The organism is Bordetella holmesii (assembly GCF_020735985.1).
Taxonomy (GTDB): Bacteria; Pseudomonadota; Gammaproteobacteria; order Burkholderiales; family Burkholderiaceae_B; genus Bordetella; species Bordetella holmesii.
In genome coordinates this window covers 387326-399136 of record NZ_CP085973.1, presented here as the reverse complement: position 1 = coordinate 399136, position 11811 = coordinate 387326, and the positions used below count along the sequence as shown (strand labels likewise).

Here is an 11811-nt window from a genome sequence, read left to right as displayed (position 1 = left end):
GTGTCGTATCAATAACTCAAGACGGCGCGTGGCACATGGGCGCGCAGCACGTCGCGCACGGCTCGCAAGTCTTGCTCGCTCTGACCGCGCTTGGGGACGATGACGCCCTGCGTGGGAGCAATGAAAAGAAAAAGGTAGTCGGAGGTTTCCTCGACCTCGCGCACCAGATCCCACGGCAGGCTGCCGCTGGCTCGCTCACCGGCGTCGGTCACGCCCTCCGGCCTGAAATCCAGGCGATGCTCGCCCAGAAAAGGATTTTCCGGGTCGCGTTTGAACGCGCGGCGCACGTTCTTTCGCGCCAGCGCCGGAATGAGCCGTTCGAAAACAAGGCTGAGCAAAACGAGCGCCACCGCGGCCACGACGGCAGCCTGGAAAAAGGCGGGCATGGCCGCCCCCCAATCCATATGACCTTCGGCATCACGGGTGCGCGAAACCATCAGCAGCAACAAGCCGACGATCATCAGCCCGGCGAACCGCAAATGGCTGCGCAGCCGTTTGCGTTTGAGCTCCCGGCGCGTGTGGGCGTGGGTAATGAAAGCCTCGTAGTCTTCGACCTTCAGGTCCACGGACAGGCCAGCCTTGTCGACCTCACTCATCAGATGTCCAGCTCCGCCAGATTGCCTTTCTCTTCGATCCAGGTGCGCCGTTGTGCCGACTCGCCTTTGCCCATAAGCATGTCAAACATGCGTGTCGTATCCGATGGCGACAGATTCCCATAGCCCACCGGCAGCAGCCGTCGGGTGTCCGGATTCATCGTGGTTTCCCAGAGTTGCGCGGGGTTCATTTCGCCCAGGCCCTTGAAGCGGCTCACGCTCCAGGCCGCCTCGCGCACGCCCTCTTTGCGCAACTTGTCCTGCGCCGCCTCGAGCTCGCCGTCGTCCAGACAATAGATCTTGCGCGCCGGCCGCTTGCCCTGCGCGGGAACATCCAGACGAAAGAGCGGCGGCCTGGCCACGTAGACGTGCCCGGCTTCGACCAGGCGTGGGAAGTGTTTGAAGAACAGCGTCAGCAGCAACACCTGAATGTGCGAACCGTCGACGTCGGCATCAGACAGAATACAGATGCGGCCATAGCGCAGACCGGACAGATCCGGATGGTCATTCGGGCCGTGCGGGTCCACGCCGATCGCCACGGAAATATCGTGGATTTCATTGTTGGCGAACAGGCGGTCGCGATCGACCTCCCAGGAATTGAGCACCTTGCCGCGCAGGGGCAAAATGGCCTGGAATTCTTTGTCGCGCCCCATCTTGGCCGAGCCGCCTGCGGAGTCGCCCTCGACGAGAAACACTTCGGTGCGGCTGGCGTCACTGGCCTCGCAGTCTGTCAGCTTGCCCGGCAGCACGGCCACGCCCGAACTCTTGCGTTTTTCCACCTTCTGAGCCGAGCGTACGCGCGCCTGCGCCTGGCGAATGGCCAGCTCCGCCAATTTCTTGCCGTACTCGACGTTACTGTGCAGCCAGAGGTCCAGCGCGCCCTTGGCGAAACCGCCCACAAGACGCACCGCGTCACGGCTGTTCAGGCGTTCCTTGATCTGGCCTTGGAATTGCGGATCCAGGACCTTGGCCGAGAGCACGAAGCTGGCACGTGCAAAAACATCCTCGGGCAGAAGCTTCACACCCTTGGGAAGCAGGCTGTGCAGCTCGGCAAAACTCTTGACCGCACCAAACAGGCCCTCGCGCAGGCCGGACTCGTGCGTGCCGCCTGCGGGGGTCGGAATCAGGTTGACATAGGACTCGCGCACGACATTGCCGTCCTCTGACCAGGCCACGACCCATTGGGCCCCCTCGCCTTCGGCAAAGCTCTCATGGTCGGAACCGGCGTACTGCTCGCCCTCGAAAAACGGCACCATGAGCTCGGCCCCAGCCAAGGCTTCGGACAGGTAGCCCCGCAGCCCATCCTGGTAGTGCCAGGTTTTGCTGTCGCCGCTTTTTTCGTTGACGAGCACCACCTTCACGCCAGACAGCAGCACAGCCTTGCTACGCAGCAGATGGGTGAGCTCTCCCATGGGAATATTGGGGCTGTCGAAATACTTTGGGTCGGGCCATACCCGTACGCGGGTGCCAGACTTTTTGCGGCCACCTTCGGGATAAGGGGCGATGGCTTCGACGACATCACCGCCGGCAAACACCAGACGATGCACACCGCCCTCGCGCCAGACCACGACCTCCAGGCGTTTTGCCAAGGCATTGGTCACGGACACGCCTACGCCGTGCAGGCCGCCGGAAAAGGCATAGGCGCCGCCGCCCTGCTTGTCGAACTTGCCGCCTGCGTGCAGGCGTGTGAAAACCAGCTCCACGACGGGCGCATTTTCTTCGGGATGCATACCGACCGGGATGCCCCGGCCGTCATCCTCGACGGAAATGCTGCCGTCGGCGTGCAGCGTGACCTGAATTTGCTTGCCGTGGCCGGCCAATGCTTCGTCGGCCGCGTTGTCGATGACCTCCTGCACGATATGCAGGGGGTTCTCGGTACGGGTGTACATGCCCGGGCGCTGGCGCACAGGCTCCAACCCCTTCAGAACGCGGATCGACGCTTCGGTGTAACGTGGTGTGGCCAAGTTATCCCCAACATCTGTGGAAAAAAACCTACATTTTACGTACAAGCCCATATTTGGCGCGGCTTTTGGTGGGATGCGCACGCCCTGAGCAGGCCAGTATTCGGTAGGATGGACAAGACAGCGAGCCGCCCTGGCTGCTCGCGCCGCATCATCCTACACAAAACCGGCAAACCCTGTTGTTATTGACAGTGGTATGCTTTAATCCTTCCATCAAACAAGTAACAAAGGCCCGGCCCCCTCTTGGCCCGAGGCCTCCGTCGGATATCCCCATCATGAGCGAGCAAATCAAGAACGTCAGCGACGCCAGCTTTGAAGGCGATGTGCTGAAGTCCAGCCAACCTGTGCTGGTCGACTACTGGGCAGCCTGGTGCGGCCCTTGCAAAATGATCGCCCCCATTCTGGAAGAAGTCGCCAGCGAATATGCCGGCCGTCTGACTGTGGCCAAGCTCAACGTCGACGAAAACCAGGACACTGCCGCCAAGTACGGTATCCGCGGTATCCCGACCCTCATGCTCTTTAAGGACGGCCAGGCTGCCGCGACCAAGGTCGGCGCCCTGTCCAAGTCCCAGCTAACCGCATTTCTGGACAGCGCGTTGTAAACTACGCGCAGCGGACGGCGCGCCGCCCACGGTGGTGCGCCAAGAGTACCGCGCGAGCCCGTCCGTGGCTCGCCGCCAGATCCCATCTCATATATCTCCCCCACATTCACCGCGATGCACCTCAATGAACTGAAGGCGCTGCACGTGTCGCAGCTGCTGGAAATGGCCGCTGGCCTGGAAATCGAGAACGCCAACCGTCTGCGCAAGCAGGAGTTGATGTTCGCCATCATGAAGCGACGCGCCAAGCAAGGCGAACAGATCTTCGGCGACGGCGTGCTGGAAGTCCTGCCTGACGGGTTCGGCTTCCTGCGCTCGCCCGAGACGTCGTATCTGGCCAGCACCGACGATATCTACATCTCGCCGTCGCAGATCCGCCGCTTCAACCTGCACACAGGTGACTCGATCGAAGGCGAAGTGCGTACGCCCAAGGATGGCGAGCGCTATTTCGCGTTGGTCAAGGTCGACAAGGTCAACAGCGTCACGCCCGAGACCATCAAGCACCGCATCATGTTCGAGAATCTGACGCCGCTGCACCCTAACCAGGTAATGCGCCTCGAACGCGACATCAAAAGCGAAGAAAACCTCACCGGCCGGATCCTGGACATCTTTGCCCCCATCGGCAAAGGCCAGCGCGGCCTGATCGTCGCTCCACCCAAGTCGGGCAAAACGGTGATGATGCAGCACATCGCGCATGCCATCACCACCAACTACCCCGATGCCGTGCTGATCGTCCTGCTGGTCGACGAACGCCCTGAAGAAGTGACCGAAATGCAGCGCACCGTGCGCGGCGAAGTGGTCGCCTCCACGTTCGATGAGCCCGCAACGCGCCACGTCCAGGTCGCCGAAATGGTGATCGAGAAGGCCAAGCGCCTGGTCGAAATGAAGAAGGATGTGATCATCCTGCTGGACTCGATCACCCGACTGGCTCGCGCCTACAACACCGTGGTCCCTGCTTCCGGCAAAGTGCTCACAGGTGGCGTGGACGCCAATGCTCTGCAGCGGCCCAAGCGATTCTTCGGCGCGGCACGCAATCTCGAAGAAGGCGGTTCGCTCACCATCCTGGGCACCGCGCTGATCGAAACCGGCAGCCGCATGGATGAAGTCATCTATGAAGAATTCAAGGGCACTGGCAACTCCGAAGTGCACCTGGAGCGCCGCCTGGCAGAAAAACGTGTGTATCCGGCCATCAACCTGAACAAGTCAGGCACCCGCCGCGAAGAGTTGCTCATCAAGCCCGAACTGCTGCAAAAGGTCTGGGTGTTGCGCAAGTTCATCCACGACATGGACGAAATCCAATCCATGGAATTCATTGTCGACAAGATGCGGGCCACCAAGACCAACGCTGAATTCTTCGACATGATGAAGAAATAAGCGCAGCGAAAGCTACGCCCCGGAAAACACCCCACAGCCTGGACTGTCATCCAGACTGTGGGGTGTTTTTACGAGAACCCGCTCAATGGCCTGTGTCGAAATTCGGCAACCCCTGACGGCGTACAGGCGCGCTCGACGTGACGGGCTCGACCTTGGGATCTTCCCAGGAGCCGGTGACCTTGTAGTCCTGCGTCATGGCTCGCTCGAGCGGCTTTTTGAGCAGCCATTGGGTGACAAAAGCGCCAAGGCCAACCAAGGGATTGACCAACGCCGTCGCCACGGCGGCGCCGCTGGCATCCAGATTGGGCACCACGACGGCCTTCAAGTCCCAGCGCTCGCTGATGATGTTGGTGTTGCCCGACAGTGCGATATCTGCCACCGGACCCGTGACGCGATAACCCTCGGTCTTGAGCACACCGCCGTTGAGCGCCATATCCCCACGCAGGGTATCGAAGGGAAAACCGTCGCGCACCAGGCTGGAGGGGTTGAACTCCAGCTTGGCAAGCCGTTGCAGCGACTGCAGGGACAAAAGCTCCAACAGACGCGCAGTGCGCGAATTCACACTTAGAAAACGCCCCTTGTCGATGCTCACTTTGCCTTGGCCTCTGATGTTGATGAGGTTATGCGTCCAGGGCAGATTGCCCCAGGTGAAGTCTGCTTCGACACTGCCCACCCCGGCTGCCATCACCTCTTTGACGCCGATGCGGTCGAGAAATTTGCCCACGTCCTTGAAATCAACCCGCGCCTGCACGGTCAAACCACGCTCGGCGCTATCCAGCTTCCAGCTGCCCGTCGCATGGAGAGTGGCGTCCGTGTTCTGAATCTGCAGCTTCTCCAGTTGCCAAAGCCGGCCCCGGGCAGTATTGGTGCCACGCAATTGCAGACTGCCCAACGGTTTGTCATAAAGCGAGAAGTCTTGCACCTGCAGATCGATACCGGGGATATCCGACAGATCGCTGCCCGTCGAAACGCGTTCTTTGACCTTGTTGCTGTCTCCCGCAGCAGCCAGCGACAGGGATTTCAACCGAGCCACGACATGCCCGGCGATTGCCCCCGAGCCTTCGGTCCACTCCAGCCGGCCCGTGGCCTGACGCGATTCGAGATCGACACGCCATTGCGCGGGCGCGGGCCGTTGCGCGAACAACTTCAGGTCAGTCAGATCCATGCTGGAACTGCGCAGCAGCGGCGTAGCGAGATTGACCTGATTGAGCGGCGGCAGCGTGGGCTGCGCGGTTTTGCGGGCCGTGGCGCGGTGGGCCGGCTCATCAAACTCATCGATGACCGCTTCCCAGCCCGCCACATCGATCTCGGGCAACGACGCGGCCAGCGTCAGCCCCTGACGCGGCAAGGATGCCGCCCGGTTCATGCCCAGCGCTCCGCGCGCAAAATATGTCCCGGACCTGTCACGTTCGTCGCGCTCGAGCAGCACGTTGATGTTTTCGCCCAGGCTGCCTGTGAGCCAACGGCGATTGCGACTACCGGCGTCGGTCGCAGCCGTCCATTGCATCTTCAACGGCAAGGCCGCGCCGGCCTTCTTGCCAACGGGAGCTGGCATGTCTATGGCCAGCTCCATGAGGTCCGAACGCGCGGACACATCGACCGCACCACCGCGCTGGTAATTAAGCTGGCCCTGGTAAGCCGTCTTGCCTGAAAACCGCTTCATGGCGCGTGCGTTAATGACCTGTGTCAACGCGTGCCCCGCCAGCGTGCCTTCGAACCGCAGTGGCTCGCTGCCTTTTTCCATCTTGCCCCAGATACGCACGGGCCCGCCGAGGAACTGCGCCTGGATGTCCTTGACCTCGATACCCCGATCAGAAAAATCCAGCGTGCCGTATACCTGCTCGAGTACGGGGATCTCGGGCATGAAGCGGAAGTTATTGCCGGAAAAAATCACCTGCCCCTGCACGGCCGTCTCTTCAGCGTTCAATAACGGCACGTCCAGCGTCAACGGCACCCGCCAGTCGCCGGTTCCGGACGACTCGCTCAAGGCGTCGTCCAGCAGCCCGCCCAATGGCGAATTGGCCGCCAGCGCCAGGTAGGCGGCCACCGGACCCGAGCTTGCGCCATCCAGATGAAGGCGCGCGTTGTTCTCCATGTCGGGGATACGCGCACTGACCGCGCCCAGCGTCAAGAACTGCGAGGCTCCCACAGGCAGGCGCCCGCCGCCCGGCGAATCCAGCGTCAGGCTGGCCTTGTCCACCGCAAAACTGCCGCCCAATTGCTCCAGCCTGGGCCAGGCCTTGCGGCCTGCACTAGCCGGCGCATAGTCGACCGTTGCATGGCTGAAATGGCCCGCGATGCGAAATGCCCCCGCCACACCTGGCGCGGCATAAGGAAAGTCCGCCAAGTCCCCTTGAATGGTCACGGCGGCATCCCGGATTTCGCCCGCTGGCAAACCCACGGCCAACCATTGCCGCGCATCCGCATTGACCTCCAGCGGCAAGTACTTATGGATCGCGTTCATGTGCGCACGCATCATGCTGCCACGCAGATCCGCGGTGCCCGCAGCCGTTTTCCCCTCGGCCCGCCAGGTGCCATAGAGTTTGAGTTCCTCGTCCTCATTGGCTACCCGCAACTGGCTCAGCTCCATACGCCAGGGCTGATCCTTTGGGCGCACGAAAGTCGTGTCCAGGTCCAGTTCGCTGGCCTGGATGTCGGGAAACTCGAACCACTCGGGCAGATAAGCGCTAGCCTGCTCGGCATGCGCCTTCAGATGCATCCCTGCTCCGTTATGGCTGCGGGCCAGCGGCAGATCGTCGAATTCCAGCACATCACCCGGCATGCCCTGCAAGCGCCAACGCAAGCGGTTCGCGGCCAGAGCGGCGGACGCTTTGGCCGGGCCGCCGATCTGCCAGGATAGCCCTCGGGTCACGGCATCCATCGTGAAGTCGGCCAGCTTTCCATGATCGATCTGCAGCCAAGCGCGCGTGGACATGCGGCCCTGCACGTCGGGGACGTCGATCCAGGGACGCCAGGCCAGGGGCTCGGCGTCGCGTAGCTCGGCGTAAATCTGTCCGCTCCAGCTCGACAAGGCATTAGGGTCAGACGCAAACAGGCCGCGATTGAACTCGCCACGCAGGGTGACACCGGAGGCGAGCTCACCGGAAGCCCGAGCTCGCAAGGAAAACCGATGCGACAGGCGACCATTGCGCACCAGAAGGTCGAGGTCCGTCAGCGCGATCTCCGGCACCTGGCGGCTTTCATCCAGCCAGCGCACCGTCGTGTCATAGAGTGTCAGTTCGCCGAGCCGGCCCAGCCAGTTCAGCCAAGGACTGTCATCGTGGGTGCTCTGCTGGGACAGATCGAAGGACTGGCCTGCCACCCAAAGCTGTCCCTGCTTGTCGCGTTGCAATGCGATATCCGCACCGTCAACCCGCAATGTCAGCAGGGAAGGCGACATCCGCAACATACTGCGCCAGCTCAACACCGCACCGACGGACGGAATGTTCAACACCGCGTCCGTCCGGTGACGGGTCTGGATACGTACCCCTTTCAGCGTCAGGCGGGGATTGAGCCCCGTCCAATCCGCGCTCAGATGGTCGATGGTCACGCGTGCGTCCAAGGCCTGACTCGCGTACTGTTCTATCCTCGGACGCCATTCGTCGGCGCGCGGCAATACCCAGTAACGCAGCCCCAGCAGACCGATGGCCGCCACGACATAAAGGGTCATCAGGCCCCAAAAGAGCCAGCGAAAGACTTGGGTGGGTACACGCACGGGACTATCGGCAATTGACGCATCTTGGGGTATCGTCCCCTTATAACCCAAACCGGCCGCGCCGTCTCTCTCTATTACGCCATGTCGTCATCCACCTCTTCTTTCGATCAGGCACTTGCCTGGTCCGGCCACCTGCGGCGCCGTCTGGACGCCCATCCCGATCTGCTCGACTGGCTCGATGAGGCGGCCCCGATGCCGGTGGATGCCGCGCGCCTGCAGGCCTGGATGTGCGAACTGGCCGGCGCAGAAGACATGTTGCGTATCGATACGACGCGCACCGTGCTGCGCAAGCTGCGTGAACGGGTTTTCCTGGCGTTGATCACGCGCGATCTGGGCGGGCAGGCTGATCTCGAAGAAGTCGTCGGCGCCATGACCGAGCTGGCCGACCTTGCCGTTTCAGCCGCCTATCGCTGCGTCGCCGCAGATCTGGCTCAGGCGCATGGCGTGCCACGTGACATCCACGGCGCCCCTCAGGAAATGCTCATCGTTGGTATGGGCAAGCTGGGCGGACGTGAGTTGAATGTGTCCTCCGATATTGATCTGGTCATGCTCTATGGCGACGAGGGCGATACGGATGGCCCGCGCCGCATCAGCAATCATGAGTTCTACGGCCGCCTGACCCGCCGCATGATGCCGGCGCTCTCGGAAGTCGACGCCAACGGACAAGTGTTTCGCACCGACCTGCGCCTGCGCCCCGATGGCGACGCCGGACCTCTGGCCTGGAGCCTGGATGCCTTTGAACACTATCTGATCGGCCAGGGGCGCGAATGGGAACGCTACGCCTGGCTCAAGGCGAGGCTGATGCCCGCCGAGGCGTTCGCGGGCAGTGACAGCCGGCTGCAGGCCCAACAGCTCGAAAGCCTGCGCGTGCCGTTCGTCTATCGCAAGTATTTCGATTTTGATGCGTTGGCCGCGCTGCGCGCCCTGCGTGAACGCATCCGTCAGGACTGGCAGCGCCGAGCACTGGCACGCAGCGGCGTGGATAGCGCCAACAACATCAAGTTGGGCGACGGAGGTATCCGTGAAATCGAATTCGTGGTGCAACTGTCGCAACTGATCCGTGGAGGACGCATGCCCGCGCTGCAGAAGCGCGGCTTGATTGAAGCCTTGCACGCGGAGCGGGACGCCGGGCTGCTGTCCGAACAAGACGCGACCCGACTGGAGGCGGCCTATCGTTTTCTACGCCGCACCGAACACGCGCTGCAATACCGCGAGGACGAGCAAACACATTTGCTGCCTGGCACTGGCGCGCAACGCGACACCCTGGCGCGCGCCTTGGGCTACACGCCCACCGAATTCGAAGATACCCTGGCCGGGCATCGCGAGTTTGTGTCGCAGACATTTCGCAATGCCTTCCGCCTGGCCGGCCTGGGCGAGGAAGACGAGCCGCCGCGACGCGGCCCGGCCAATGCCGAAGAGCGCCTGGGTCAGCAGATTCAGGAAGTGTTTGGCGAACAGGCCGACGACCTTCTGCACCGCACCGAATCCCTGCTGTCGAGTCATCGCATCCGCAGCCTGCCGGAGAGCAGCCGCCGCCGCCTCGAGGCGTTGCTGCCCGCCGCCCTGCAAGCAGCCGCGCAAACCAGTGCGCCCCTGGATGCTGCCAAACGGCTGCTCGATCTCATTGAAGCCATTGCACAACGCAGCGCCTACCTCGCACTGCTGGCCGAGTATCCGGACACCTTGGCGCGCGTGGCGCGCATGGTGGCCGCCAGTCCATGGGCAGCGCAGTACCTCACCCAGCACCCCCTGCTGCTCGACAGCCTGATCGATTGGCGCACCCTCTTCGAACCGCTGGACTTCTCGCAGATTGCCCGTCAGCTCGGCGCCGATCTGGATGCCTGCCTGCTGCCGGATGGCAGCCCCGATGTTGAGCGTCAGATGAATCTCATGCGTGATGTGCAACGCCAGGCCAGCTTCCAGTTGCTGGCACAGGACCTGGAGGGCCGCCTGAGCGTCGAGGCACTGGGCGATCAACTCTCCGCGCTGGCCGACCTGCTGCTGGCCGAAACCATCCGTCGTGTCTGGCCACTGGTCAACCGTCTGCCTGGAGCGCAGCCGCAGTTCGCCGTCATTGCCTATGGCAAGCTGGGGGGAAAGGAGCTGGGATACGCCTCGGACCTTGATCTCGTCTATCTCTTTCAGGATGAGCGCGAAGACGCCGCCGAGATCTACGCCAAACTTGGTCGGCGCATGACATCCTGGCTGTCGACCATGACGTCCTCGGGCAGACTGTACGAGGTGGATCTGCGATTGCGCCCGGATGGCGACGCCGGACTGCTGGCCGTGTCGCTGGAGGCCTTCGAGCAATACCAACGCAAGCATGCCTGGCCCTGGGAACATCAGGCCATCACGCGCGCGCGCTATGCGGCAGGCGACACCGAAGTCGGCGCGGCGTTTGAGCGCATTCGCGGAGAAATCCTCGTCATGCCGCGCGACACCGCCGTACTGCGCAGCGAAGTGCTGGCCATGCGCGACAAGATCAATGCGGGCCACCCGAATCACAGCGAACTGTTCGACCTCAAGCATGACCGTGGCGGCATGGTCGATGTGGAGTTCGTCACCCAATATCTGGTGCTATGCCATGCAGGCGAGCACAGGGTGCTGGTCAACAACCTCGGCAATATCGCGTTGCTGCGCCTGGCAGGCCAGGCGGGCCTCATCCCCTCCAATCTGGGCCTGGCCGCCGGCAACGCCTACCGCACCTTGCGACGGGTCCAGCATCAAATGCGTCTCAAGGGCATAGACCGTGCGCGCGTGCCGCCGGCGGAGTTGGCCGACGAACGCGACGCGGTGCGTGGCCTCTGGCGTACCGTATTCGGGGACGCAAGCATGCCCGGCGCGGCATCGTAAAATACCGCCTTACGTTGGACCTTCCTGCCGAATCTTGCCATGTCTGAACTTCTGCGCCCCAAACTTGAACTGCCTGCCGGTCACGGCAAAGTGCTGCTGCATTCCTGCTGCGCGCCCTGCTCCGGCGAGGTGATGGAGGCCATCACGGCATCGGGCATAGACTACGACATCTTCTTCTACAACCCGAATATTCATCCGGTGAAGGAGTACGAAATCCGCAAACAGGAAAATATCCGGTTTGCGGAAAAGCACGGCATCAAGTTCATCGACGCCGACTATGACATGGACAATTGGTTTGACCGCGTCAAGGGGCTGGAAAACTCACCCGAACGCGGCGAACGCTGCACGGTCTGCTTCGACATGCGCTTCGAGCGCACCGCGCTGTACGCCCATGAGCATGGTTACGACACGATCAGCAGCTCACTGGGCATCTCGCGCTGGAAGGACATGAACCAGATCAACGGCTGTGGCGAGCGTGCCGCAGCACGCTATGACGGCATGCTGTACTGGACCTACAACTGGCGTAAAGGTGGCGGTTCGCAGCGCATGATCGAGATCAGCAAGCGCGAAAATTTCTATCAGCAAGAGTATTGCGGCTGCGTCTACTCGCTGCGCGACACCAATCGCCATCGGCGAGAACAGGGCCGCGAGCGCATCCACATCGGCGTGAAGTTCTACGGCAAGGAAGAACTCCTCAATGAAGAAACCCTCTGAAG

7 protein-coding genes are annotated in these 11811 nt (G+C 62.2%); 4 read left to right on the top strand and 3 right to left on the bottom strand.

Annotated elements, in window-relative coordinates; all coding sequences use genetic code 11:
• Nucleotides 1–8: 8 nt before the first annotated feature.
• Nucleotides 9–596: a YcxB family protein gene (locus tag LK440_RS01835; protein ID WP_005015967.1), complete on the bottom strand. Its 588-nt coding sequence runs from the start codon at nucleotides 594–596 to the stop codon at nucleotides 9–11.
• Nucleotides 596–2608 carry a DNA topoisomerase IV subunit B gene (parE, locus tag LK440_RS01830; RefSeq protein ID WP_050427738.1) on the bottom strand — a complete coding sequence of 671 codons (2013 nt, stop codon included), beginning with the start codon at nucleotides 2606–2608 and terminating at the stop codon, nucleotides 596–598. The genes LK440_RS01835 and parE overlap by 1 nt, the downstream gene beginning before the upstream one ends.
• Nucleotides 2609–2829: 221 nt before the next feature.
• On the opposite strand from parE, the gene trxA reads away from it, so the two are divergent.
• Nucleotides 2830–3156, top strand: coding sequence for a thioredoxin TrxA (gene trxA / locus LK440_RS01825; protein WP_005015971.1), 327 nt, complete (start codon nucleotides 2830–2832; stop codon nucleotides 3154–3156).
• Between the two features lie 114 nt (nucleotides 3157–3270).
• Nucleotides 3271–4527: a transcription termination factor Rho gene (gene rho / locus LK440_RS01820; RefSeq protein ID WP_005015972.1), complete on the top strand. Its 1257-nt coding sequence runs from the start codon at nucleotides 3271–3273 to the stop codon at nucleotides 4525–4527.
• Nucleotides 4528–4609: 82 nt separating this feature from the next.
• Here the strand turns inward: rho and LK440_RS01815 are convergent, their stop codons facing one another.
• Complete coding sequence (locus LK440_RS01815; protein ID WP_227944761.1) at nucleotides 4610–8197, bottom strand: YhdP family protein; 3588 nt, start codon at nucleotides 8195–8197, stop codon at nucleotides 4610–4612.
• 126 nt (nucleotides 8198–8323) lie between these two features.
• On the opposite strand from LK440_RS01815, the gene glnE reads away from it, so the two are divergent.
• Both glnE and LK440_RS01805 read left to right on the top strand, forming a co-directional pair.
• Nucleotides 8324–11095 (top strand): bifunctional [glutamate--ammonia ligase]-adenylyl-L-tyrosine phosphorylase/[glutamate--ammonia-ligase] adenylyltransferase, encoded by a 2772-nt coding sequence (gene glnE, locus LK440_RS01810; protein WP_005015974.1) that lies wholly within the window; start codon nucleotides 8324–8326, stop codon nucleotides 11093–11095.
• A 39-nt stretch (nucleotides 11096–11134) separates the two neighbouring features.
• The gene (locus LK440_RS01805) at nucleotides 11135–11809 is read left to right on the top strand and encodes an epoxyqueuosine reductase QueH (protein ID WP_005015975.1); all 675 of its coding nucleotides are present in this window, start codon (nucleotides 11135–11137) and stop codon (nucleotides 11807–11809) included.
• Nucleotides 11810–11811 lie beyond the last annotated feature (2 nt).

Bases quoted from the DNA above. Each gene is read 5' to 3' on its own strand.
- LK440_RS01835 (WP_005015967.1), bottom strand. From the start codon at position 596: ATGAGTGAGGTCGACAAGGCTGGCCTGTCCGTGGACCTGAAGGTCGAA.
- parE (WP_050427738.1), bottom strand. From the start codon at position 2,608: ATGGGCTTGTACGTAAAATGTAGGTTTTTTTCCACAGATGTTGGGGAT.
- trxA (WP_005015971.1), top strand. From the start codon at position 2,830: ATGAGCGAGCAAATCAAGAACGTCAGCGACGCCAGCTTTGAAGGCGAT.
- rho (WP_005015972.1), top strand. From the start codon at position 3,271: ATGCACCTCAATGAACTGAAGGCGCTGCACGTGTCGCAGCTGCTGGAA.
- LK440_RS01815 (WP_227944761.1), bottom strand. From the start codon at position 8,197: ATGACCCTTTATGTCGTGGCGGCCATCGGTCTGCTGGGGCTGCGTTAC.
- glnE (WP_005015974.1), top strand. From the start codon at position 8,324: ATGTCGTCATCCACCTCTTCTTTCGATCAGGCACTTGCCTGGTCCGGC.
- LK440_RS01805 (WP_005015975.1), top strand. From the start codon at position 11,135: ATGTCTGAACTTCTGCGCCCCAAACTTGAACTGCCTGCCGGTCACGGC.